We start from the raw sequence: 24,630 nt of genomic DNA on the forward strand, positions 1-24,630 counted from the left end.
TCGTAGATCGCCTGATGTTATTCCATACCACCGTGCGCCGAGAGCTGGCGCGCAGCTTCGGTGCGACGCTGGTCGTGCTGCTGACCATCGTGTTGACGATGATGCTGATCCGCACCCTGGGCATGGCCGCCGGGGGTTCGGTTGCGCCGCAGGACGTGGTGCTACTGCTGGGCTACATGGCGCTGAGCCACCTGCCTACCCTGCTGGCGCTGTCGCTGTTCATTGCCGTGGTGGCCACGCTGGGCCGCATGTACCGCGACAGCGAGATGGCGATCTGGTTCGCCAGCGGCGTGAGCCTGTCGCGCTTCGTGCGACCGGTGCTGCGCACGAGCTGGCCGGTGCTGGTGGTCATCGGGCTGCTGGTGCTGCTCGTGTGGCCCTGGGGCAACCGCATGACGGTCGAGTTGCGCGAGCGCTACCAGCAGCGCAGCGATCTCTCACGCGTGGCGCCGGGCGTATTCCAGGTCTCGCGCGACGGCAACCGCGTGTTCTTCGTCGAGCGTGACGGCGAGAACGACGCCACGCGGGCCCGCAACGTCTTCGTGCTGTCCAACGACGAGCGGCGCGAGACGGTGGTGTCGGCGCACGGCGGCCACATCGACAACAACAGTGACCCGGAGCGCCGCATCCTGGTGCTTGAAGGGGGACAGCGCAACGAAACCGACCGCAGCGACGGCACGCTCACGCTTTCGCGCTTCGACACCTACCGCGTGGTGGTGGACGAGCACCAGGCGCGCACCGCCCAGGAACGCGCGCCCAAGACCATGCCCACGCTCGACCTGCTGCGCCAGCCCGGGCCGCGCCAGCTCGCCGAGCTGGCTTGGCGCTTCGGGCTGCTGCTGGGCGCAGGCAACCTGCTGCTGCTGGGCATCGGGCTGTCGGCCACCAACCCGCGCCGCGCCAGCAACTGGAACCTGCTGTTCGCGCTGTTGGGCTTCGTCGTCTACTACAACCTCATCAACCTCTCGCAGGCCTGGGTGAGCGGCGGCCGGCTGGGGCTGGCCGGGGCACTGCTGGGCTTGCACGGTGCGGCGCTGGCGCTGGCACTGGGACTGCTGTGGTGGCGCGAGCAGGGCGCGACGGCGCGGTTGCGCTTGCGCGGGAGCCGCGCATGAAGACCGTACGGCGGCTGCTCTACCGCGACATCGTCGGCGCGGTGTTCTTCGTGGCGTTGGCGTTCCTGTCGCTGTTCTTCTTCATCGACTTCGTCGACGAGCTCGAGGACGTGGGCCGGCACGGCTACACACTGCCGATGGCGCTGATTTCGAGCCTGTTCGAAATCCCCGGCCACCTTTACGAGCTCATTCCCATCGCGGTGCTCATCGGCACGATCTACTCGATGGCGCGCATGGCGCAGTCCACTGAGTTCACCATCCTGCGCACCGGCGGGCTGGGGCCGGGCCGGGCGCTGTCGCTGCTGGCGGTGCTGGGCGTGGTCTTCGCGCTGATCACATTCGTGGTTGGCGACTTCGTGGTGCCGGCCAGCGAGCGCGAGGCGGTACGCGTCAAGGCGGCCGCCAGCGGCGGGCAGGATCTTGGCCGCACCGGCGCCTGGCTGCGCGAGCGCCGCGCCACGCCCCAGGGCGGCTCGCACCAGGTCTCGCTCAACGTGCAGCGCCTGGCACCCGACGGCGCGCTCGAAGGCGTGCGCATCTTCGAGTTCGACGAGCAGGGCCGGCTGCAGGAGCGCATCGCCGCGGCGCGGGCGCGCATCGACGCCGACGCAGTGTGGACGCTGCAGGACGTGCAGCGCACCGTCTGGCCGCCAGCCAACGCGGCCTCTGCCACGCAGGCACAGGCGCAGACACCGGTGCAAGTGCAACTGGAGCGGTTGCCCGAGCTGCGCTGGGCCAGCAACCTGGGCGCGGACGTGGTGGCCGCCGCGGTGCTGCCCATCGACACCATGAGCACGGTCGAGCTGTGGCGCTACACCGAACACCTGTCGGACCAGGAGCAGGCCGCGCAGCGCCACGCCATCCGCTTCTGGCGCAAGGCGCTCTACCCGTTCGCCTGCCTGGTGATGGTGGCGCTGGCGCTGCCCTTCGCCTACCTGCACGCGCGCGCCGGCGGGATCAGCTACAAGGTCTTCGGCGGCATCATGCTGGGCATCAGCTTCGTGCTGCTCAACAACGTCGCCGGCCACCTGGGCCTGCTGCGCGACTGGACGCCCTGGCTCACCGCCGCCGCGCCCAGCATCTTCTACCTGCTGCTGTCGCTGGCGGCTTTTACCTGGCTGGTACGGTACCGATGAACGACGCATCCCGTGGACTGCTGCTGTTCGCGCATGGCGCGCGCGACCCCGAGTGGGCACGCCCCTTCGAGGCCGTGGCGCAGTCCGTGCGTGCCCAGCGGCCCGGCACGCCGCTGCAGTTGGCGTACCTCGAGTTCATGCAGCCCGATCTGGCGCAGGCGGCGGTGCAACTGGTGCAGGACGGCTGTCGCGCCGTGGAGGTGCTGCCGCTGTTCCTGGGCGCCGGCGGCCACGTGCGCAAGGACCTGCCGCGGCTGCTCGACGCCCTGCGCGCCGCGCACCCGGGCGTGCGCTTCGAACTGCACCCGGCCGTGGGCGAGCTGCCCTCGGTGGTGCAGGCCATGGCCGGTGCGGCGCTGAGCCTGCTGGCGACCAAGGAGGCGAATCAGCCGTGAACCTGCACCAGTTCCGCTTCGTCCAGGAGGCCGTTCGTCGCGGCCTCAACCTCACCGAGACCGCCAAGGCGCTGCACACCTCGCAGCCCGGCATCAGCAAGGCCATCCTGGAGCTGGAGGAGGAGCTGGGCGTGGACATCTTTGCCCGCCACGGCAAGCGCCTCAAGCGCGTGACCGAGCCCGGCCACCAGGTGCTGCAGGCGGTGGAGATCATCCTGCGCGAGGTGGGCAACCTCAAGCGCATCGGCGAGGAGTTCGGCAAGCAGGATGCGGGGCGGCTGTCCATCGCCACCACGCACACCCAGGCGCGCTACGTGCTGCCCGAGCCGGTGGCGCTGCTGCGCAAGCGCCATCCCAAGGTCAGCGTCAGCCTGCACCAGGGCACGCCCGAGCAGGTGGCGCAGATGCTGCTCGACGACAGTGCCGACATCGGGCTGGCCACGGAGTCGCTATCCGAGTACGGCGACCTGGTGACGCTGCCCTGCTACGAGTGGCAGCACGTGATCGTGGTGCCCGCCACGCACCCGCTGGCCAGCGTGGAGCGCCCGACGCTGGAACAGCTCGCGCGCGAGCCGCTGGTCTCCTACCAGCCGGCCTTCACCGGTCGCAAGCGCATCGACCAGGCCTTCGCGCAGCGACGGCTGCAGCCCGAGATCGTGCTGGAGGCCATCGACTCCGACGTCATCAAGACCTACGTGCGGCTGGGCCTGGGCGTAGGCATTCTGGCGGAGATGGCGGTGCGCGACGATCCATCCAGCGGCGACCTGGTGGCGCGCCCGGCGGGCCACCTCTTCGGCATGAACGTCTCGCGCGTGGCCTTCAAGCGCGGTGCTTACCTGCGCAACTTCGTCTATACCTTCGCCGAGCTGCTGTCGGACCGCCTCACGCGCACGCTCATCAACCGCGCCATGGCCGGCAGCGGCGACGACTACGACCTCTGAACGCCGTCTTCGCAGCGGCTCCCGACTGGAAGTGCTTGCCACCATGCAGACTGAAGCCTTGATCGCCACGCCGCGCACGCCCGCATTCCCCAGCCGGCTGCCGCAGGTCGGCACCACCATCTTCACCGTGATGTCCGCCCTGGCGCACGCGCATGGCGCCGTGAACCTGGGCCAGGGCTTTCCGGACTTCGAGGGCGACCCGCGGCTGGTGGACGCGGTCGGCGAGGCCATGCGTTCCGGGCTCAACCAATATCCGCCCATGACCGGTGTGCCGGCGCTGCGCGCGGCGGTCGCGGACAAGGTGCAGGCGCTGTACGGCCACCGCTACGACGCCGACAGCGAAATCACCATCACCGCCGGCGCCACGCAGGCCATCCTCACCGCCATCCTGTGCTGCGTGCACCCGGGCGACGAGGTGATCGTGCTGGAGCCCTGCTACGACAGCTACGCGCCCAACATCGAACTCGCCGGCGGCACAGTGGTGCGGGTGCCGCTGATGCCGGGCAGCTTCCGGCCCGACCTGGCCCGGATCGCCGCGGCCATCACACCGCGCACACGGCTGCTGATCATCAACACCCCGCACAACCCCGGCGCCAGCGTCTGGACACGCCAGGAGATGCAGCAACTCGCCGAGATCCTGCGTCCCACCGACGTGCTGCTGCTGTCCGACGAGGTGTACGAGCACATGGTCTACGACGGCCGCGCGCACGTGAGCGCCGCCAGCGTGGCCGAGCTCGCGGCGCGCGCCTTCATCGTCTCCAGCTTCGGCAAGACCTACCACGTCACCGGCTGGAAGGTGGGCTTCGTGGCCGCGCCAGCGCCACTGAGCGCGGAGTTCCGCAAGGTGCACCAGTTCAACGTGTTCACGGTCAACACACCGATGCAGCACGGCTTGGCGCATTACATGGCTGACCCGGCGCCCTACCTGGAGCTCAGCGGCTTCTACCAGCGCAAGCGCGATCTGTTCCGCGCCGGGCTGCAGGCCACGCGGCTGCGCCCGCTGCAGACCGAGGGCAGCTACTTCCAGTGCGTGGACTACTCCGCGCTGAGCGACCTGCCCGAGGCCGAGTTCTGCCGCTTTCTCACGACGGAAATCGGCGTGGCGGCGATCCCGCTGTCGGCCTTTTACGCCGGGGGCTTCGAGCAGCGCGTGGTGCGCTTCTGCTTCGCCAAGAAGGACGAGACGCTGCAGATGGCGCTGCAGCGGCTGGCCCGGCTGTAAGCAGGAGCGCGGCGTCGCCGCGCAGGTGGCGCACCTCTCAGGGTGCCGGCTGCAGCGCGATGCGGGGCGCCACCAGCGGCGGCAGGGACGACCTGCCGTCGTCCAGCAGCGGGGACAAGGCCAGCGGCAGGTCGATCTCGCAGCCGGCCACCTCCTGACAATGGCGCTCATGCGCCATGCGGTAGAGCAGCAGCATGTCCTCGCAGGCGGCCAGCGAGGGCAGCGCTTGCGGCTGCAGCAGCTGCTTGGACAGCAGCAACAGCGCGTCCACCGGCGCCTCCCAGCTCTGCTGCAGCGAGGCCAGCAACGCGGGCTCGCCCTCCAGCCCGGGTTGCGGCGGTGCATCCCAGACCGGCAGCGTGCAGCCGAAACGCGCAGCGACCTGGCGCGCGAGCTTGTCGAAAGCCGCGCGCTGGCCGGTGCGCTGGTGCAGCGCCAGCAGCTTGAGCAGCAGCCACGGCGTGCGCCCGCCCTCGGTCAGTCGCGGCTGCAACAGCTCGATGGCCTTGTCGTCCTGCCCCAGTGCGCACAGCAGCGCGACCTGCTGCGACAGCGCGATCTGTTCGTTCACCGGCAGCACTCCGGTGGACGGCAAGGGTGCCAGCGGCGGGCGGGTGCTAGCCGTCTCCCCACGTGCCGGTTCGTTGAACACCACGGCCGCGGTGACGGGCGCCTCGTCGCGCGGCGCCTCCAGGTCCAGCGGCGCGGAGGTGTCCCACCAAACGTCCTGGCGCCGGCGCGACAAAGCCTGCACGCGCCAAGCCAATCCGACTGCGACGGCCGCCAGCGCCACCAGCAGGCCCAGCAGCCAGGGCATGGCATGCGACGCGACCTCCAGCTCGGCCTGGCGGCGCCGTCCCTGTTCCAGCAGTTCCTGGTCATGCCTGGATTGCAATTGCAGTTGCTCCACGCGCTGTTCCAGCGCATGCAGCCGTTGCTGCAGTTTTTCGGCGCTCGTGGCCGGCACCGATGAAGCCTTGTTCGTTTCGTTGGGCGCCGTGGCGCCGGTGTCGCCCTTGGGCGCGGCCATGGCCACGCAGGAAGCGGCGGCCAGACTCAGCAGCAGCAGTTTTCGGGACATCCCTCCCTCCGGGCATACCGATATAGCCGGACCACTCTAGCACGGGGTACCCGCGTGCCGGCCGGGGGCCCTGGCCGGTACGCGGCCTTCAGCGCAGCTGGCTGTCCGGCCCGTCCGCGGAATGCGGCCACAGCAAGGCTGCGGGGTCCAGCGGCCCGGCCAGCTGCCATTGGGCCGCCACACGCTGGCCTTCGCGGCGTGCTACCTCGAACAACTGCAGCAGTTCTGTGATGAGCGCGGGCTCGGGCTGTTCCAGCGCCGTGCGCAGCGTCAGCCGCTCGCGCTGCACGATCAGCATCAGCGGCGCCAGACCGGCGCCGCGGGTCGTGGCCAGCTCGACCAGCGCCGCTCCCAGCGGGCCACCGACCCAGCTCGACAGCGCCTCCAGTGGCTGGCCCACCGCGCCGAAGTGCCCGCGCAGCGCGGCCAGCTCCGTCGCGGGCAGCTTGGGATGCAGCACCAGCCAGCGCATTTCGTCTGGCGTGGCCAGATCGATGCGGGTCTGCAGGCCCTGCGTGTACTGCTCGAACACCTGCTTCTCCAGCAGGTCGAGCAGGCTGCGCGTGAGCACGAGCAACTGCAGCCCGGCGCCGCCGTTCAGCGGTGCGCGCAGCCGCAGTTCCTGGCCGGTGATGTAGCGCCGCTGCGACGGGCCCCATTCCAGCCGCCAGGCGCCGCCATGGGCTTCGACGATGAAGCCATCGGCGTCGCGGCTGCGCTTGAAGTGGTAGCCCTGCGCATGCGCCCAGTCGGCCAGCGCACGCTCGCCCGGCAGCCCCGCGCGGCGTGAGAACCATTGTTTGAAGGCGTCGAGCATGAGGGCTGGCGCACAATGGGGCGCCCGAAGACGCGAGAGGAGACAACCAAGATGATCGAAGTGTATTCGTGGCCCACGCCCAACGGTCACAAGGTCCATGTGATGCTCGAAGAGTGCGGCCTGCCCTACCGTGCGCATCCCGTGGACATCGGCGCGGGTGACCAGTTCAGCCCCGAATTCCTCGCCATCAGTCCCAACAACAAGATTCCTGCCATCGTCGATCCCGACGGTCCGGACGGGAAGCCTTTCTCGCTGTTCGAGTCCGGCGCCATCCTGCTCTACCTCGCCGGCAAGACCGGCAAGTTCCTGCCCAAGGACACCCGCGGCAAGTACGAGGTGCTGCAGTGGCTGATGTTCCAGATGGGCGGCGTGGGCCCGATGCTGGGCCAGGCGCACCACTTCCGCATCTACGCGCCGCAGAAGATCGACTACGCCATCGAGCGCTACACCAACGAGGCCAGGCGCCTGTACGGCGTGATGGACCGCCAGATCGCCCGCCACCGCTACATCGCCGGCGACGAGTACAGCATCGCCGACATCGCTGTCTTCCCGTGGCTGCGCTCGTGGAAGAACCAGGGCATCGACTGGAACGACTACCCGCACCTCAAAGGCTGGTTCGACGAGATCGCCGCTCGCCCCGCGGTGCAGCGCGGCGTGGAAGTGCTGGCCGACCGGCGCAAGCCGCAGATGGACGACAAGGCGCGCGAAACGCTGTTCGGAGCCACGCAGTACGCCAGGCGCTGACGGGTCCGACAGGACCGGGCCTCGCGCCTGCTTACAATTGCCCTCCTGCACTGCCCGTAGCTCAACTGGATAGAGCAGCTGCCTTCTAAGCAGCAGGTCGGGGGTTCGAGTCCCTCCGGGCAGGCCACTCGACGCAGCGCACAGCGGCGCGGCCCTTGCCCTACAGCAGCCCGCATTCGCCCCGCTTGACGATCCTCCTGTCCCAGGATCTGAGACGTAGCGGGTTCCGCTCCACTTCCCAGCTGTCAGGGTTGCGATGATCCAACCGCATCGCCCCTCGACCATCGTCGATGTCCACCGCCTCTGACGCTTCCCTAGACGCCCCTTCCGGCGCCCTCGCCCCCCTGCGCGTTCCCGTGTTCCGCATGCTGTGGAGCGCCTGGCTCACGGCCAACGTGTGCATGTGGATGAACGATGTCGCGGCGGCCTGGGTCATGACTTCGCTCACCCACGACCCCGCACTGGTGGCGCTGGTGCAGTCGGCCTCCACGCTGCCGGTGTTCCTGCTGGGCCTGCCCAGCGGCGCGCTGGCCGACATCGTCAACCGCCGACGCTGGTTCATGTTCACGCAGCTTTGGGTCGCGGCCGTGGGCGTGGTGCTCGCGGGCGTGTCCATGACTGGGCAGCTCACGGCACCGCTGCTGCTGGCGCTGGTGTTCACCAACGGCATCGGGCTGGCCATGCGCTGGCCGGTGTTCGCGGCCATCGTTCCAGAGATCGTGGGCAAGCGCGAGCTCAGCGCCGCGCTGGCGCTCAACGGTGTGGCGATGAACGCCTCGCGCATCGCCGGGCCCATCGCCGCGGGCGCCATCATCGCCAGCCTGGGCAGCGCCTGGGTGTTCGCGCTCAACGCCGCGCTGTCGCTGGTGGCGAGCTTCCTGGTATGGCGCTGGCGCTACGAGCCGCGCAACTCCGCCCTGCCCGGCGAGCGCTTCGTGGGCGCCATGCGCGTGGGTGTGCAGCACGTGCGCGAGTCGCCGGGCATGCGCGTGGTGCTGCTGCGCGTGTTCGTGTTCTTCCTGCAGGCCACGGCACTGATCGCGCTGCTGCCGCTGCTGGCGCAGCGCCTGCACGGCGGCGGCGCGGGCACCTTCACCGTGCTGCTGGCCTGTATGGGCGCGGGTGCCATCGCCGCGGCGCTGACGCTGCCGCAACTGCGCGCGCGCTGGGACCGCGACCAACTCGTCGAGTACGGCACGCTCATCAACGCCGCGGCGATGGTGGGCGTGGCACTGGCCCCCAACGTCTGGATCGCCGCGCCGACTATGGTGCTGGCCGGCGCGGCGTGGATCTCGGTGGCCAACTCGCTGACCATCACTGCGCAGCTGACGCTGCCCAACTGGGTGCGCGCGCGCGGCATGTCCATCTACCAGATGGCGCTGATGGCCGGCAACGCGGTGGGCGCCGCGCTGTGGGGCCAGGTGGCGAGTTTCACCAACGTGCAGACCAGCCTGCTGGCCGCCGCGGCCAGCGCCGTGCTGCTGGTGCTGCTGCTGCGCCGCTACCGCCTGGAGAAGCTGCCCGCCGAGGACCTCACGCCGCATGTGATCACGCTCGACCCGCCGCCGGCCTTCGAGATCGCGCCCGAGGCTGGGCCGGTGATGGTGACCATCGAATATTTCGTGGACGAGGCCGACGCCGCCGAGTTCGCCGCGGTGATGCGCGAAAGCCGCCGCGCGCGGCTGCGCCAGGGCGCGCTGAGCTGGGGCCTGCTGCACGACAGCACCGACCCACGCCGCCACGTGGAGTACTTCGTGGACGAGTCCTGGGTGGAGCACCTGCGCCGCATCGACCGCATCACCGCCGCCGACATGCGGCTGCGCGAGCGCCGCTTTGCCTTCCACCGGGGCGACCAGCCCCCGCGCGTGCGGCGCTACGTGGGCGAAACACTCCCGGACTGAACCGGGTCCAGCATCAGCCGACGATGGTCTCGTCGCTGCGCGTGTCGCCCTGGTCGTCCACCCAGCGCACCACCACGCGCTCGCCCTTGGCGCCACGAAAGCGCAACTGCAGGAAGGGGTCACGCGACACCGCCGGCCCCAGCCGCGCTTGCAGCACGGAGCGGCCGCCGCACTCGATGTCCACGCGCTCGATGTGATGCGCCGGCACCAGTGCGCCCGATGCGTCGCGGCGCTGGCCGCTTTCCATCACGTGGCTCATCAGCACCCGCAGTTCCACCACGCCGCCGCTCTCCACGGCCCGCATCCGGCTGGGCTGTCCCATGGCGATTCCCTCTTCAGCCGGCGCAGCCGCCCTGGATCACGCGCACCGGGCGCCGCGCCAGGAACAGCCCGCCCTCGGCGCGCACCAGCGCGTGCACGGTGGAGCTCTCGGCCATCTTCAGCCGGGTGGAAATGAAAGCCTCGGTACCCGGCGGCAGCGCGAACACCGCAGCCAGCGGTCCGGGGTTGTGTTCCACCAGCAGCGCGATCAGCGACACGCCCGGCAGCGCCGTGGTGACGGTAAAGGGCACCACGGCGCCGTTCTCCGCCATATCCGGACCATCGAGCTGCACCTGCCCATCCGCCGCGGCGCCCTCGCCGCCCAGCGCGCGCAGGGCGCTCCTGAAATCGCGGTTGGCGAAGGCGGCATCCCAGGCGTCGAGCTGAGCGCGGGCTTCATGCCCGGGAAGGGCGCCGGCAAGCACGAACAAGCCCAGCACCCGCGCCGCGGAATTCAGCAAACGGCGCCGCGAAGCCCACATCGCTTTGTCCATCCCACCCTGGAGGGAGCGCGCACTGGCGTGGCGCCCATAAAAAAGCCCTGGAAACTTCTTGCGGAAAGCTTTCCAAGGCATTGATGGCATTGAAGAAATTGGTCGGGGTGAGATGATTCGAACATCCGACCCACTGCTCCCAAAGCAGTTGCGCTACCAGGCTGCGCTACACCCCGAAGAGGGATATTGTAGCCGCCCGCCGCGGCCTTCAGGCGCGCATGGGGTGGCCCGACATGGGCTTGAACTGATTTCACCGCGCCAGCGCAGCACATAGGTCGCACCGGCACGGCCAGGCAGCGGATTACTGGGGCGGCTGCGACAGCACCAGCGTGCCGTCGGCGTCGGCCACGATCCAGTCGCCCGGGCGCACCGGCACGCCCTGGATCATCACCGCCACATCGCGCTGGCCCTCGTTGCGCTTCTCGGTGGGCAACGGCAGCGAGGCCAGCGCGCGGATGCCGATGCGGTAGGTCGCCAGTTCCGCCACGTCGCGCACGCAGCCGTCCACGATCACACCGGCCCAGCCGTTCTTCTCTGCCGCGCGGCCCAGGTTGCCGCCCAGCAGCGCGCGGCGCAGCGAGCCACCGCCGTCCACCACCAGCACTCTGCCCTCGCCCGGGCTGTCGCAGGCGGCCTTCACCAGCGTGTTGTCCTCAAAGCACTTGACGGTCACGGCTGGGCCGCTGAAGGCATTGATGGCGCCGAAGTCGCGGAACACCGGCGGCAGCACGCGCAGCGCGTCGCCGGCCTGCGCCTTGCGCTCGTCGCAAATGTCACAGGTATTGAAGGTTTTGATGGGGTCGTTCATAGGGGCTCCTCCCGGGGCTTTCCAAAACGCGCGGCAGCCTAGCATGGGCACGCCATCCCCCGGTCCGGCGTCACGCTGCGCGCGTGGACCGCTTGTTTGCGGGCACTTCACTTGCCGTAGTCCTTGTGCCGGCAATTCCGCCGGCCTTGATGACTACCAAGGAGTCAACATGACGAGTCAGGACCGCAACCAGAGCCAACAAAACCAACAAGGCAACCAGCAGGGCCAGCAAGGCCAGCAGGGCCAACGGCAAGGTCAGCAAAGTCAGGACAGCCAGCGCCAGGGCCAGCAAGGTCAAGGGGGCCTGGGCAGCCAGTCGGGGCAGCAGTCCCAGTCGGGCCAGCGCAGCGGCCAGCAGGACCAGGCCAGCCAGGGCGGCATGCAGCAGCAGACCCAAGGCGGCATGAAGAGTGGGCAGCAGGATCAGTCCAGCCAGCGCCAGGGTCAGCAGGATCAATCCAGCCAGCGCGGGCAGCAGTCCGGCTCGCAACAGGACCGCTCCCAGCAACGTCGCGAAGAGTGACGGCGCACTGAGTCCGGCGCCAGCGCCGGACACCGTACAAACGGCCGCATGACGCGGCCGTTTTTCCTGGGTTCAAGGGCGCTTGAGCGCCGCCTCCCGGATCTGCGCCAGCGTGCTGCGGCTGGTGCTGACCTCGGCGTCCAGCTTCAGGTGCAGCAGCATCGGCGGCCCTTCGGACAAGGCTTCCAGGAACGCCGGCTCGAAGGCCTCCGTGGTTTCCACCCGCGCCGCGCGCCAGCCGTAGCTGCGCGCCAGGGCGGCGAAGTCGGGGTTGAACAGGTCGCTGCCGCTCACCCGCCCCGGGTAGTGGCGCTCCTGGTGCATGCGGATCGTGCCGTAGGTGCCGTTGTCCACCACGATGCTGACCAGCCGGCCCGCGCCACGGTTGGCGCCGTAGGCGATGGCCGTGGCCAGTTCCTGCCCCGTCATCAGGAAGTCGCCGTCGCCCGCGAGGTTGATCGCGGTGCGCTGCGGATACAGCAGTGCCGCCGCCACCGCCGCCGGCAAGCCATAGCCCATCGCGCCCGCCGTGGGCGCGAGCTGCGTGCGGCCGTGGTGCTGCAGGCCGCGATAGCGCAGGTAGCGGTGCAGCCAGCCGCTGTAGTTGCCCGCGCCGTTGGTATAGAGGCTGTCCGCCGGCGCCAGGCGCTCGATGGCCAGCACCACCTGCGCCATGTCCAGCGGTGCCACGGGCGGCGGCACCCGGTTGGCCTCGAAGTCGGTGCGCGCCGAGGCCGTCCAGTCCGCCCAGGGCAACTGCGGCGGCGCGGTGAGCGTCTCCAGCGCCTTGCCGGCCGCGGCCAGCGAGCACTGCAGCAGCAGGTCGGCGGCATAGACGCGGCCCAGTTCCTCGGCACCGGGGTGCAGGTGAATGAGCTTCTGCTTCGGCCGCGGCGGCTCGATCAGCGTGTAGCCGCCGGTGGTCATCTCACCCAGACGCACGCCCACGGCGACCAGCAAATCCGACTCGCGCACGCGCTGCGCCAGGCGCGGGTTGATGCCGATGCCCACGTCGCCCGCGTAGTTCGGATGCCGGTTGTCGAAGCAGTCCTGGAAGCGGAAGCCACAGCCCACCGGCAAGTTCCAGTTCTCGGCGAAGCGCTGAAGCGCCTGTGCCGATTCCGCCGTCCAGCCGCTGCCGCCGGCGATCACGAAGGGCCGCCGGGCCTGCAGCAGCAGCGAACGCAGCTCGCGCAGCGCCCCCGGCGCGGGCCAGGCCTGGGCCGGCTCCACGCGCGGCAGCAGCGGCGCGGCGGCCGGGCCGCTGAGCACGTCCTCCGGCAGCGCCAGCACCACCGGCCCGGGCCGCCCCTGCATGGCGACATGGAAGGCACGGGCCACGTACTCGGGCAGCCGCTTGGCGTCGTCCACCTCCGCCACCCACTTGGCCATGCCGAGGGTGCCGGGGCCGAAAACCTGCCGGAAATCCAGCTCCTGGAAGGCCTCGCGGTCGCGCTGGTGCCGCGCCACCTGGCCCACCAGCAGCAGCAGCGGCGTGCTGTCCTGGAACGCGGTGTGCACGCCGATGGCGGCGTTGGTGGCACCGGGGCCGCGCGTCACGAAGCACACGCCCGGCCGCCCGGTCAGCTTTCCCTGCGCCTCGGCCATGAAGGCCGCCCCGCCCTCGTGGCGGCAGGCGATGAAGCGAATCGCGTCGCGCCGCTCGTGGAAGCCGTCCAGCGCCGCCAGAAAACTCTCGCCCGGCACGCCGAAGACCGTATCCACGCCCTGCTCGATCAGGGCTTCAACGAGCAGGTGGCCGCCCGGGTGGGTGTTCTGGAGTGCTTCTTCGCCCGCGCCGCTCATGCGGCGGCTCCCGAGGCGGCGCGCCGCGGCATGACGCGCAAGCCCACCGCCGCCGCCGACACCACGCCGGCCAGCAGCGCCAGCGCCGCGCCCTGGAAGACGGCGCCGCTCATGTGGCGGTCCATCAGCCAGCCGAAGACCGGCGCGGCCAGCGTGAAGCCCAGGTCCAGTCCCGAATACACCGTGCCATACACGCGCCCGGTGGCGCCCGGCGGCGAAGCGCGCTTGATCAGCATGTCGCGCGAGGGCCCGGCCAGGCCGACACCCAGACCGGCCAGCGACACCACCACCAGCGCCGCCATCCCGGACACGGCACCCGTGCTCACCAGCAGCAGCAGCGCCGCGGAAACCACCAGGCAGACGGCGATGGTCTTCTCCAGCCGCTCGGTGCGCGCCACCAGGAAGCCACCGACCACCATCCCGGCCGCGCCGCAGAGCATGAAGCCCGTCACCACCAGCGAGGTCGTGGACACCGGCAGCCCCGTCATCTGGTGCAGCGCCGGGCTGGCGAAGCTCTGGATGGCACTGAGCGCGCAGGTGGAGAAGAAGAAGAAGGAGAAGCACAGCCACACCGAGGGCAGCTTCAGGAAGGCCAGCGGATGCTCTTCCTTCAGCGCCGCCGCGCCCGGCTTGGCGGCCGCCTTCTCATGGCCCCAGGCGCCCAGGCTGTCGTCGATCGCCTGGCGCTGCCACCACAGCAGCAGCATCACGGCCGCCACTACGGCCGCCGCGCCCACCTGGGCCCAGCGCCAGGAGCCGGTGAGCTCGGTCAGCCCCAGCAGGAACACCGGCGCCGCCGCCCAGCCCAGGTTGCCGCTGATGCCGTGCACCGAGAAGGCGTGGCCCAGCCGGGGCTGCGACACGCGCTTGTTGAGGATCGTGAAATCCACCGGGTGGAACGGCGCATTGCCCAGGCCCGCCAGCGCGGCCGCGATCAGCAGCCCGCCGTAGCCCTGCGCGCTGGCCGCGGTGAGCGCCGCCGCGATGAAGGAGCCCAGTGCCGCGAACAAGATCGGCCGCGCGCCCACGCGATCCACCAGGAAACCCGAGAGCGCCTGCCCGATGCCGGAGATGGCGAAGAACAGCGTTACCGCCAGGCCCAGCTCGGCGTAGCTCAGTCCGAAGTCGCGGATGAAGAAGGGAAACAGTGGCGGCAGCAGCAGGTGGCAGAAGTGGGAGCTGCCGTGCGCCAGGCCGACCAGCGTGATGGTTCGCACGTCGCTGTGGCGCCGAGACGGCGACAGCGCGTCCGCCTTGATTTCGGAGCGAGAAGCATTCATTTGGGCATGGTAGCGACCGTATACAACTCGCGCCGGCACGGCATCCCACCGCCTGGCGCCATCAGGCCCAATCCGTGGGCTACCATCGCCCCCGATTGCAATCCCCAACCCCTGGGCCGCGCCCGCGGCCGATCCCCCGTACATCCATGAGCCAGGTGCTTTTCGATTACACCCGCCAGGACGCCAGCGGTGAAAGCTGCGTTGCCCATGCCTGGGCCAAGGTGCCCGAGGCCTTGACGCCGGCGCAGCGCGACGAGCGCAAGGCGCGCGCGGCGGCACTGCTGAAGCAGCACGACGCCGTGCTGGTCGCGCATTACTACGTGGACGGCGACCTGCAGGACCTGGCGCTGGAGACCGGCGGCTTCGTGGCCGACTCGCTGGAGATGGCGCGCTTCGGCCGCGACCACGCCAGCCAGACGCTGGTGGTGGCCGGCGTTCGCTTCATGGGCGAGAGCGCCAAGATCCTCTCGCCGCACAAGCGCGTGCTGATGCCCGACCTGGACGCGACCTGCTCGCTGGACCTGGGCTGCCCCGCCGATGATTTCGCCCGCTTCTGCGATGCGCACCCAGACCGCAAGGTGGTGGTCTACGCCAACACCAGCGCCGCGGTGAAGGCGCGCGCGGACTGGATGGTCACGAGCTCTTGCGCGCTGGCCATCGTCGAGCACCTCAAGAGCCAGGGCGAGAAGATCCTGTGGGCGCCGGACCGGCACCTGGGCCGCTACATCCAGGAGCAGACCGGCGCGGACATGCTGATGTGGACCGGCGAGTGCATCGTGCACGACGAGTTCAAGGGCATCGAGCTGGAGCTGCTGAAGAAGGAGCATCCGGACGCGCTGGTGCTGGTGCACCCCGAGTCGCCCAAGAGCGTGGTGGCCCAGGCCGACGTGGTGGGCTCGACCTCGCAACTGTTGAAGGCCGTGGTGGAAGGCCCGCAGCAGACCTTCATCGTCGCCACCGACAACGGCATCCTGCACCGCATGCGCCAGCTGGCGCCGGGCAAGACGCTGCTGGAAGCACCCACCGCCGGCAACAGCGCCACCTGCAAGAGCTGCGCGCACTGCCCGTGGATGGCGATGAACGCGCTGCAGGGCGTGATCGACTGCCTGGAAAAGGGCGTGGGCGAGATCACCGTGCCGGAGCCCATCCGCACACAGGCGGCGGGCTGCATCGAGCGCATGCTGGACTTCGTGGTCAAGAACCCGCATGCGCTGGCGCAGCCGCAGCGGGGCTTCGTGAAGAACATCGGCGCGGCCTGACGCTCACGCGCCCTTCCCTTTAGAAAAACGCCCGGGGCGGCTTGGCTGGCCCGGGCGTTTTGCTTTTTGCGCTGGATGGCCTGAGCCGTCGGCGACCGGCACATACTCAGGCGAAACGAGTCAAGGAGCCGTCCCGATGATGAAGCGCTTCCTCGTCCGCACCCGCCGCCACCCTTCGGCGATATTGCTGATCGTGCAGTTGCTGGGCGTGTTGCTGGGCCCCTTCATCGAAAATACACCTCACAGCCACGCCATCTTCAACATATTCGGCATCTTCGTGCTGATCATGACGACCAACATGGTCCGGCGCACGCCGGGCTGGACCGGGGTCAGCATTTTGGTCGGTGCTCCGGTGGTGGTGCTTCTGATATTGCAGATGAGCGCGGACATGCCTTATCTGCTGGCCTGGTCCTCTGGGTTGGAGGCCATTTTCTATTTCTACGCCGCCGGCAGCCTCATCGCCTACATGATGGAGGACTACCGCACCACCACCGACGAACTGTATGCGGCCGCGGCCACCTTCACTCTTTTCGTCTGGGCCTTCACGCACTTGTTCGTGATGACGCAGGCGCTGCAGCCGAATGCCTTTTCCACCGACCCGTCTTCCGTGGCGAAGACATGGTCCGAATTGAACCACCTGAGTTTTGCGTTGCTCTCCAGCACCGGCATGGGCAACGTTGTGGCGGTATCGGCGCACGCCCGCGCCATTGCCAGCGTGGAAATGATGACGGGGCTGATGTACCTCGCCACCGTCGTAGCACGGCTGATCGGGTTCACGATGCAGCCGAGGAAATGAAACCATGCGCCGAGCCTTCAACTCGGAATACAGGCCGAAGAGAAAATGTCGTCATCCCGGCGAAAACCGGGATCCACGCCTGCGGCAACGCAGCCTCAACTCAGGCGGTGACTCTCTCGGTCCTCACCAGAGAAACCTGTTTTCCTTCAGGCAGTTGCCCACTCAGAATTTCCTTTCGGCTGCGTGCCTCGGCATGCCAGAGATAAATCACTCGGGGGGCGCCAGACCCAGCCTCTTTGGCTACTGCCTGCTGAAAAGCCTGCTCCGCGGCGTCGAGCTGGGTAAACACTGTTTTTCCAAGGCTCGCGCCCGAAGCGTCCTGCACCTCCAGTACATACCAATCCCGCAGCGGGCGCATCAACCAGGCGGCCAAGCCACCGACCACGAGAATGAGCAGCAGTTCCATACGGCCGTTCAAACCCGCGATTCACCCCGGCACCGGCACCAGGCCCATGGCCTTCAGCGCCTGTTCCAGGCTGATATTGCAAAAGCTCCCGTCCTGCCCGATCACGTCCAGAAACGGCACCTGGTTTTCAAGGCATTCCTTGCGCAAGGCCCGGCTATGCTCCACCCAGCGCGTGACGCGACTCAACAATTCGCTGTCGTCGATCTTGTTCGTGAAACAGTCATAAACCTTGCCGTAGGTTCGCAACTGTTCCACCCGGGCCTCGGGCACCGCACCCGGATAGCCCAGGAACAGCGCCCTGCAATTCGTGCCGAAACGCTTCACGTCCTGGGGCCGGATGAAATGCCCGTCGATGACGTAGCTCATACGGCCATTCTTGCCGAGTTGCAGCAGCAGTTTCTCCAGGAACGGAGCAAAACTGGCACATAACTCGTCCAGGCTTTTGCCGGGTGCGCCGATGGCAGTGTCGGGAAAGGACTCCCGCAAGGCCAGCACCAGGCTGTCACTGGGCAGGTAGGAAAATCCAAGGCTCTTGGCCATGGACTCGGCCAACGCCGTCTTGCCACTTCGCATGGCACCGCAGATGAGAATGTTCATGTCCGGGACATTCGGTTGATTGATGAGACTGCCATCAAGCCAAGCCTGCCATCATGGGCCAGCTTGCGGACAACGAAGCACATCCAGCGGCGGCCCGATGACACCATCAAGGATGATGGCCTCGAAAGTGAGGCAGTTTTCACGCTTCGCCATGGGTTCAGGGCCGCTTTCGCCAAGCTTCCACATCGCGCACGCGCTCAAGGAATTCCTCAGGACCGATGCGCGGAAGGTGCTCCTCGTGAGCATCTGAAAAATACGGTAGCTCCGACCAGATCGTGTCGTCGCCAATGACGAAAAATCGATGCTTGGCACGGGTCAGGGCCACGTTGAACAGATTGGGCTTGCCCGCCGCCCATGCCGCCGCGCCACGGGTTTGCTCATCACAGCCCAGCACCATCAGCACCAGGCTTTCTTCCTTGCCCTGGAAAGTATGGACGGTGCCCACCTGCGTCTTGCACCAACTGCGCAATGCAGATTTCGATGGACGCCGCGCGGGCCAATATCTTGGATCCTGTAATTGCCGCGTCAGCGCCTCCTTGACGCGGCGAAACGGTGAAATGACGTAGAGGGCGGGCAATTCGCCGATCCGCTCGTACAAGGCCGCCACCGCTTGGCAGACCAATTCGATCTGCTGCGGCACGACCTGCTTGTTGCTGGCCTTGCCGCCCATGCGGACCCAGGCGCTGGGCCCAAGGTCCAGGCTGTCCGAAGGCGGCTGGCGTGGAATAGGTTGAACAGGGTCGAAGTAAATCATCTTCCCCTGGTAGGCGATCGTGTTGGCAACGGTGAACATGGGGTCCACGCAACGCCGGTGCACGCGCAATGGGCTGCCAATCCATTGCGGCCTATCTCCGCCATCAATCCAGGCTCCCAAGGCATTGCCCGCGTCCGCGAGGTTTTGCACGGATACCCGGTGCGGTTCCACGCCGGCCCGTGCCGGCAGCCCGCATCCGCGCGCCAGGGCCTCGATGAGCTTGATCGGCACCGTGAATACCGGCTCGATCTGCAAGGGGTCGCCCACGATGACGGCATGTTTCGCACGCCACAGCGCGCCCACCGCCGCCTGGGGTACCGCCTGCCCCGCCTCGTCGATGAAAAGCCAGCCCAGGGAATGAGGTCCCAATTCCCGGAACTGGCGAGCGATGGAAGCAAAGGTGCTTGAAACGACCGGCACGATCATGAACAGGCTTTGCCAGATGGCCAGCGCATGCGCGGGACAGCGCAAACGCCTGCCCGACAGCAGCTGGCTGATGGCGACGAGATTGCCGCCAAAACCACCGCCGTTCTTCAGCACCTCGGCCAGCCACGCCTCATGCAGGCCCAGCGCCGCGACGAACAGTTCGGAGCGCAGCCGGTTCAAAATTTCATCGCGCCACAATCCCCGGATTTGCCAGCAGTCCTGCTCCAAATCTTCAGGTGACTCGGGACAAGCGGCCTGCGGAAAATCAACCGCCAAGTTTTTCCACTCGTCGTGCAGCGCTTGCCATTCCTGCTGCCTTGTCGCCAGTTCAGTTTGTACCTGGCGTTCGGCTGCGGTGGCTTTACTCAGCTGATCTTGTGCCGCCTGATGCCGCAACTCCGCAGCGCGCTGCCGTTCCAGCCATGCAAGCTGGTTTTTCCGGTTGGTATTCAAATCGGCCTGGCACTGCCGATGACGGGCACGCCGAAACCAGCGCACCCACCAGGGCGGTATGAGTTGTTCGATCAGCCGTGCTTCTTCGCGCAGCAGCGCAAGCTGTTTCTCGCATCCGGCCAGTTCGGCGCTGACGGTGCCAAGCTCCGCCTGTGCCGCCTCCAGCGCTGAGCGGGCTTGCGCCACGCTCGCCTGCACTGCCGCACAGAAATTCTCTTGCGTTTTCCCGCCCAGCCGGGTTTGCAGCGTGGCGTAGCGCTGCAGCAGGGCAACGCGCGCAGCTACCGCCGCCTCGGCTTTCAGAAATGCCCGGCGGGCCTCGGCAAACGTGGCTCCGCGATAGCCCTTGCGCCAAGTCCAAAGCGACTGGTGGATTTTCGCGTCAAATCCTCTAGGCGGAATGTCGGCAGTACTGCCATCGGCGGTAAGCCTATAGGCAAAACTGCGTCGATTGCGGGCATTTCCCAGGGCGCAGGCCATCAGGCTCCAGGGGGCATCATCCAGCTTGAGCTTTGCATAATCGCCCCTGGCTTTGCGCGCCGCGATATTGTGAGCGACGGACTGCAAATACCCGATCCTGGCATGGCCCCGCGTGTCGCGCCAGGCGCTCCTGCCCAGAGCCTTGGCCTTGGGAATGTCGTGGGAGATATTTTCGACCGCGGCGTTGTTCGATGACGCGACCACCATCTCGAAGCCCGTCAGTTCCTCGCGCAAGGTCGAAACCCGGCAATCGCTTCCCTGGTTGAATTCAACCGGCACTGTGCCGTTGAAAGCATCGCGGGCGCTGCCAAACCCTGCCAATACCCGGGCGCGCCGCGTCACGAGCTCCGCAAAGACGTCGCGCAGCAGCGTGGTCTTGCCCGTACCCGGTGGTCCGTTGACGGAAAACAAGCTTCCCTCTTCGGCATTTTGCAGCAGGCTGTTGATGGCAAACTGCTGCATCAAGCTCATGCCCTGCGCCGGCTCATCGGGCCAATGGCCCTGGTTCATGAAGGTGGGTGCGAGCATGTGCTGAATATGCTTGCGGCCTTCCGGCTGGTAGAGGTCCAGCCGTTTTTCCGGCGGCAACGGGTTCAGATAGGCCTTGAGCGTGGGACAATATCCACCCTGTTCGACGGTGTTGATGGCGCGCGCAATATCGGTGGCGAAGAAGCTGTTGAGAATATCGACCTGGATGTCGTCCTCCCCCTCCGCCACCGTGTCGGCATCCTCTTCATCCGTTTCACTACCGGCTCCACCACGGCCATTGACCTCTGCCGCCCCTGCCGCCGTGGTAGAAAATCCATTTTGTTTCCTTGCCGACTTTTCCACACTGAGGGCGCGAACGACCACCAGCATCGCATTTCGCTGCGCGATGGCGCTGGCGCTGAATCCCGCCCAGTCTTCGAACATCGCCAGCAGGTCGAAGAGATCCTGGCCCGACAAGGGCGCGGGACCCGTTGCCGCAGGATCTTCGTCGGGCGAATCCAGATCCAGGTCCGGCCTGTTGTCAGGAATCTGGCGTGCGGCGCGAAACTGCTTCAATCCGGTCTTGAGCTCTTCGACACCCTGTTGAAATGCCTCGAAATCAAGCGCCGACCAGGTGCCGCCCTGAATCCGCCCCAGGGCCCAAGGTGCGGTGGATATGGAAACGTCGTCCAGAAAAGGCTCGCCCGAAAGCCCGACCCGGATTTTCGCAATGCATGTCGCGCCCTCCAGTTCCGCGCGCTCTTCCTCCTCGAATTTCTCCGCGGGCGCCAAGTCCTCGTTCACCACGGAGCGCGTGACCTGGGCAAGCACGCATTTGTCAAAAACGCCCAGGTACACGTCGAACCCGGTGAGCCTGCGGTCGGGCGGTGGAATAGGCCGCCACAAGGGCAGCCTGGAGCTTTGCAATTCGGCCAGCGACAAGCCGCGTACCGCCCAGTCGGCATCGTCGGCGTCCAGCACCTGCTGCTGCAGGTCGAAGGGGAGGAAGAATTCGACCTGGTGCCAGAAGCGCAGGATGCGCCCGCTATCATTTTCAGGGGGCTGGCCGCTTGAATTGGGCATTCTGTTGCTTCACTGCGCCGGGGCTGGTCAGCGCTCCGGTTCAGTCCCTCGTTGCACCGGATATTCCGCTTGGACCAGCCCGTGTCCCTGGCAGAGGTTCAATTCCGCCGATGATCCCCAATCAACACGGTCGGAAAACTCACCGGCAGCGAATATGGATAATCGCGCGAGAAATGCAGCCCCCTCGACTCATGCCGCTTCAACGCTGAGCGAACAATAAGTTCGGCGCATTCCACGAGGTTGCGCAACTCCAGCAGATCCCGCGTCACGCGGAAATGCGCGTAGTACTCGTCGATCTCCGAGCGCAGCAGGTGAATGCGGTGCAGCGCCCGCTCCAGCCGCTTATTCGTGCGCACGATGCCGACGTAATTCCACATCACCAGCCGCAATTCATCCCAGTTGTGGCTGATCACGACCTGCTCATCGGCGTTTTCCACCTGGCTTTCGTCCCAGGCCGGCAATTCGGGCAGGCTGTTCGGCGCCTCCTGCTGGATGCGCTCGGCACAGGTGCGGCCCACCACCACGCACTCCAGCAGCGAATTGCTCGCCAGGCGGTTGGCGCCGTGCAGCCCGGTGTAGCTCGTCTCGCCCACGGCGTAGAGGCCGGGAATGTCGGCGCGGCCATCCAAATCCGTCACCACGCCGCCACAGGTGTAGTGCGCCGCGGGCACCACGGGAATCGGCTGCGTCGTGATGTCGATGCCCAGCGTCAGCAGCCGGGCGTAAATGGTCGGGAAATGCTCCTTCAGGAAATCCGCGCCCAGGTGCGTGGCGTCCAGCCACACATGATCCAGGCCGTGCTTCTTCATCTCGAAGTCGATGGCACGCGCCACCACGTCGCGCGGTGCCAACTCCAGCCGCGCGTCGTGCGCCGCCATGAAGCGCGTGCCGTCGGGCAGTTTCAAATGCCCCCCCTCTCCGCGCAGCGCCTCCGTGATCAGGAAGGCGCGGTCCTGCGGGTGGTACAGGCAGGTGGGATGGAACTGGATGAACTCCATGTTCCCCACCCGGCACCCGGCGCGCCACGCCATGGCGATGCCGTCGCCGGTGGCGGTCTCGGGGTTGCTGGTGTAGCGGTACACCTTGCCCACGCCGCCCGTGGCCAGCACCACCGCCGAGGCCGCCAGCGTCTCCACGTGCTGGCTCTCGATGTCCAGCGCATAGACGCCGTAGCAGCGCGTGGGCTCGTCGCGCTTGAGGTGGCGCGAGGTGATCAGGTCCAGCGCCATCCAGCGCTCGCGCACGGTGATGTTCGGGTGCTGGCGGATGCGCGCCAGCAGCGCGTCGTGGATCGCCTGCCCCGTGGCGTCGGCCGCGTGCGCGATGCGCCGCACCGCGTGTCCGCCCTCGCGCGTGAGGTGCAGTCCCAGCGGCCCTTTCGGGTCGGGCGAGAAGGGCACACCCTGCTGCACGAGCCATTCGACGGCACGGGCGCTGTTCTCGGCGATGAAGCGCGCGGTGTGCTCGTCCACCAGCCCGGCGCCGGCCTCCTGCGTGTCGTGCACGTGGCTCTCGATGCTGTCGTCCTTGCCCAGCACCCCGACGATCCCGCCCTGTGCCCAGGCCGTGGCGGCCTCGTGGATGTCACGTTTGGCCAGCACCACCACCGGGCGCTCCTCGGCCAGGTGCAGCGCCACGGCCAGGCCGGCCAGCCCGGCCCCCACGATGACGACGGGAGCGGCCTGGGCATCGAAAGTGGTGTTCATCACGCAGTGCGGGTATTGCAAAGAGGGTCGATTCTACGAAGCGCCCCATGCGCACCCGTTAGCACAAGCCACAGCCATCGTCCCGTGCGGATGCAACGCAAGCTCAAGGCAAACAAAAAGGGCCGGTCACCCGGCCCTTCCATCGGCTTCAGTGAGGCTCAGTGCACCGTCCGCCCGAAGCTGAACTCGCCGCTCTCGGACACGTCCACCGGAACCACGTCCTTCGGGCCGAAGCGGCCCTCCAGGATCAGCTTGGCCACCGGGTTCTCGATGCGCTGCTGGATCGCGCGCTTGAGCGGGCGCGCGCCGAACACCGGGTCGAAGCCCGCCTTCGCCACCTCCGCCAGCGCCGCCGGCGAGATGTCCAGCTTCATGTCCATCTTCTCCAGCCGCTGCTCCAGCGCGCGCAGCTGGATCTTGGCGATGGATTCGATGTGTGCCTGATCCAGCGCATGGAACACCACCGTCTCGTCGATGCGGTTCAGGAATTCGGGCCGGAAGTGCGTCTTGACCTCCGACCACACCGCCTCGCGGATCAGCGCCGGGTCCTGCCCCGCCATCTGCATGATCAGGTGCGAGCCCAGGTTGCTGGTCATCACGATCACGGCGTTCTTGAAGTCCACCGTGCGGCCCTGGCCGTCGGTCAGCCGCCCATCGTCCAGCACCTGCAGCAGCACGTTGAACACGTCCGGGTGCGCCTTCTCCACCTCGTCGAGCAGGATCACCGAGTAAGGCTTGCGCCGCACGGCCTCCGTCAGGTAGCCGCCCTCGTCATAGCCCACGTAGCCCGGCGGCGCGCCGATGAGGCGGCTCACCGAGTGCTTCTCCATGAACTCGCTCATGTCGATGCGCACCATGTGGTCCGGGCTGTCGAACAGGAACGTCGCCAACGCCTTGCACAGCTCGGTCTTGCCCACGCCCGTGGGGCCCAGGAACAGGAACGAGCCCAGCGGCCGGTTCGGGTCCGACAGGCCCGCGCGCGAGCGCCGGATGGCGTCCGCCACGGCGCGGATGGCCTCGTCCTGCCCCACCACGCGCTCGTGCAGCTTCGCTTCCATCTGCAGCAGCTTGTCGCGCTCGCCCTGCATCAGCTTGGACACCGGTATGCCCGTGGCGCGCGACACCACGTCGGCGATCTCCTCGGCGCCCACCATGGTGCGCAGCAGCGTCGGCCGGTTGCTCGCGGCCTTGCCGGACTCCTTGGCCTGTGCCTCCTTGAGCTTCTTCTCCAGCTCGGGGAGCTTGCCGTACTGCAGCTCGGCCACCTTGTTGAAGTCGCCCTTGCGCTTGAGCTCCTCGATCTGGAAGCGAATCTTGTCGATCTCCTCCTTGAGCGCCGCCGAGCCCTGGGCCGTGGCCTTCTCGCTCTTCCACACCTCCTCCAGGTCGGCGTACTCGCGCTCCAGGCGCGAGATCTCGTCCTCGATCAGCCCCAGCCGGCGCTGCGAGGCCTCGTCCTTCTCCTTCTTGACCGCCTCGCGCTCGATCTTGAGCTGGATGAGCCGGCGGTCCAGCCGGTCCATGGCCTCGGGCTTGGAGTCGATCTCGATCTTGATCTTGGCCGCGGCCTCGTCGATCAGGTCGATGGCCTTGTCGGGCAGGAAGCGGTCGGTGATGT

22 protein-coding genes and 2 tRNA genes are annotated in these 24,630 nt (G+C 67.6%); 10 read left to right on the plus strand and 14 right to left on the minus strand.

What is annotated here, in order from left to right; translation table 11 throughout:
- The first annotated feature begins 14 nt into the window (after positions 1–14).
- From lptF to Q0741_RS03525, 5 genes are read left to right on the plus strand one after another with little or no spacing between them, the layout of a single operon-like run.
- Positions 15–1,115, plus strand: a complete 1,101-nt coding sequence (lptF, locus tag Q0741_RS03505) for an LPS export ABC transporter permease LptF (RefSeq protein WP_298231809.1) — start codon at positions 15–17, stop codon at positions 1,113–1,115.
- Complete coding sequence (gene lptG / locus Q0741_RS03510; RefSeq protein ID WP_298231810.1) at positions 1,112–2,251, plus strand: LPS export ABC transporter permease LptG; 1,140 nt, start codon at positions 1,112–1,114, stop codon at positions 2,249–2,251. Before lptF ends, lptG begins: the two co-directional genes overlap by 4 nt.
- Complete coding sequence (locus Q0741_RS03515; RefSeq protein WP_298231811.1) at positions 2,248–2,646, plus strand: CbiX/SirB N-terminal domain-containing protein; 399 nt, start codon at positions 2,248–2,250, stop codon at positions 2,644–2,646. Before lptG ends, Q0741_RS03515 begins: the two co-directional genes overlap by 4 nt.
- Positions 2,643–3,587 carry a CysB family HTH-type transcriptional regulator gene (locus tag Q0741_RS03520; protein WP_298231812.1) on the plus strand — a complete coding sequence of 315 codons (945 nt, stop codon included), beginning with the start codon at positions 2,643–2,645 and terminating at the stop codon, positions 3,585–3,587. Before Q0741_RS03515 ends, Q0741_RS03520 begins: the two co-directional genes overlap by 4 nt.
- Before the next feature lie 43 nt (positions 3,588–3,630).
- Positions 3,631–4,809: a pyridoxal phosphate-dependent aminotransferase gene (locus Q0741_RS03525; protein WP_298231813.1), complete on the plus strand. Its 1,179-nt coding sequence runs from the start codon at positions 3,631–3,633 to the stop codon at positions 4,807–4,809.
- 37 nt (positions 4,810–4,846) lie between these two features.
- Here Q0741_RS03525 and Q0741_RS03530 read toward each other — a convergent pair whose 3' ends face one another.
- Complete coding sequence (locus tag Q0741_RS03530; RefSeq protein WP_298231814.1) at positions 4,847–5,890, minus strand: hypothetical protein; 1,044 nt, start codon at positions 5,888–5,890, stop codon at positions 4,847–4,849.
- Positions 5,891–5,978: 88 nt separating this feature from the next.
- The gene (locus Q0741_RS03535) at positions 5,979–6,707 is read right to left on the minus strand and encodes a hypothetical protein (RefSeq protein ID WP_298231815.1); all 729 of its coding nucleotides are present in this window, start codon (positions 6,705–6,707) and stop codon (positions 5,979–5,981) included.
- Positions 6,708–6,758: 51 nt separating this feature from the next.
- Here Q0741_RS03535 and Q0741_RS03540 point away from each other — a divergent pair, with 51 nt between their 5' ends.
- From Q0741_RS03540 to Q0741_RS03550, 3 genes are all read left to right on the plus strand, one after another.
- On the plus strand, positions 6,759–7,451 hold the full coding sequence (locus Q0741_RS03540) for a glutathione S-transferase C-terminal domain-containing protein (protein ID WP_298231816.1): 693 nt from the start codon (positions 6,759–6,761) through the stop codon (positions 7,449–7,451).
- A gap of 50 nt (positions 7,452–7,501) precedes the next feature.
- Positions 7,502–7,578, plus strand: a tRNA-Arg gene (locus Q0741_RS03545).
- Between the two features lie 163 nt (positions 7,579–7,741).
- A complete protein-coding gene (locus Q0741_RS03550) occupies positions 7,742–9,352 on the plus strand; it encodes an MFS transporter (protein WP_298231817.1) in 1,611 nt (536 codons plus the stop codon).
- Positions 9,353–9,365: 13 nt separating this feature from the next.
- Here Q0741_RS03550 and soxZ read toward each other — a convergent pair whose 3' ends face one another.
- The 7 genes from soxZ to Q0741_RS03585 form a co-directional block, all read right to left on the minus strand.
- Complete coding sequence (soxZ, locus tag Q0741_RS03555) at positions 9,366–9,674, minus strand: thiosulfate oxidation carrier complex protein SoxZ (protein WP_298231818.1); 309 nt, start codon at positions 9,672–9,674, stop codon at positions 9,366–9,368.
- 13 nt (positions 9,675–9,687) lie between these two features.
- A complete protein-coding gene (locus Q0741_RS03560; RefSeq protein ID WP_298231819.1) occupies positions 9,688–10,167 on the minus strand; it encodes a thiosulfate oxidation carrier protein SoxY in 480 nt (159 codons plus the stop codon).
- 99 nt (positions 10,168–10,266) lie between these two features.
- A tRNA-Pro gene (locus tag Q0741_RS03565) sits at positions 10,267–10,343 on the minus strand.
- A 125-nt stretch (positions 10,344–10,468) separates the two neighbouring features.
- Positions 10,469–10,975, minus strand: coding sequence for a ribonuclease E activity regulator RraA (rraA, locus tag Q0741_RS03570; protein WP_298231820.1), 507 nt, complete (start codon positions 10,973–10,975; stop codon positions 10,469–10,471).
- Between the two features lie 70 nt (positions 10,976–11,045).
- Positions 11,046–11,465, minus strand: a complete 420-nt coding sequence (locus tag Q0741_RS03575; protein WP_298231821.1) for a hypothetical protein — start codon at positions 11,463–11,465, stop codon at positions 11,046–11,048.
- A 105-nt stretch (positions 11,466–11,570) separates the two neighbouring features.
- Positions 11,571–13,304: a thiamine pyrophosphate-binding protein gene (locus tag Q0741_RS03580; RefSeq protein ID WP_298231822.1), complete on the minus strand. Its 1,734-nt coding sequence runs from the start codon at positions 13,302–13,304 to the stop codon at positions 11,571–11,573.
- Positions 13,301–14,584, minus strand: a complete 1,284-nt coding sequence (locus tag Q0741_RS03585) for an MFS transporter (RefSeq protein ID WP_298231823.1) — start codon at positions 14,582–14,584, stop codon at positions 13,301–13,303. The genes Q0741_RS03580 and Q0741_RS03585 overlap by 4 nt, the downstream gene beginning before the upstream one ends.
- 146 nt (positions 14,585–14,730) lie before the next feature.
- Here Q0741_RS03585 and nadA point away from each other — a divergent pair, with 146 nt between their 5' ends.
- Positions 14,731–15,843, plus strand: a complete 1,113-nt coding sequence (nadA, locus tag Q0741_RS03590) for a quinolinate synthase NadA (RefSeq protein ID WP_298231824.1) — start codon at positions 14,731–14,733, stop codon at positions 15,841–15,843.
- Positions 15,844–15,982: 139 nt separating this feature from the next.
- On the plus strand, positions 15,983–16,639 hold the full coding sequence (locus Q0741_RS03595) for a two pore domain potassium channel family protein (RefSeq protein WP_298231825.1): 657 nt from the start codon (positions 15,983–15,985) through the stop codon (positions 16,637–16,639).
- 100 nt (positions 16,640–16,739) lie between these two features.
- Here the strand turns inward: Q0741_RS03595 and Q0741_RS03600 are convergent, their stop codons facing one another.
- From Q0741_RS03600 to Q0741_RS03620, 5 genes are all read right to left on the minus strand, one after another.
- Positions 16,740–17,045: a hypothetical protein gene (locus tag Q0741_RS03600; protein ID WP_298231826.1), complete on the minus strand. Its 306-nt coding sequence runs from the start codon at positions 17,043–17,045 to the stop codon at positions 16,740–16,742.
- A gap of 21 nt (positions 17,046–17,066) precedes the next feature.
- Entirely contained in the window at positions 17,067–17,642 is a 576-nt protein-coding gene (locus Q0741_RS03605; RefSeq protein ID WP_298231827.1) for a hypothetical protein, read from the minus strand.
- 157 nt (positions 17,643–17,799) lie between these two features.
- The gene (locus Q0741_RS03610) at positions 17,800–21,306 is read right to left on the minus strand and encodes an AAA domain-containing protein (protein WP_298231828.1); all 3,507 of its coding nucleotides are present in this window, start codon (positions 21,304–21,306) and stop codon (positions 17,800–17,802) included.
- Between the two features lie 98 nt (positions 21,307–21,404).
- Positions 21,405–23,012, minus strand: a complete 1,608-nt coding sequence (gene nadB / locus Q0741_RS03615) for an L-aspartate oxidase (RefSeq protein ID WP_298231829.1) — start codon at positions 23,010–23,012, stop codon at positions 21,405–21,407.
- Positions 23,013–23,170: 158 nt separating this feature from the next.
- Positions 23,171–24,630 (minus strand): AAA family ATPase (locus Q0741_RS03620; RefSeq protein WP_298231830.1); only part of this gene is annotated, 1,460 nt, incomplete at its 5' end.

The sequence above is a fragment of the uncultured Azohydromonas sp. genome (assembly GCF_937926365.1).
Lineage (GTDB): Bacteria > Pseudomonadota > Gammaproteobacteria > Burkholderiales > Burkholderiaceae_C > Azohydromonas.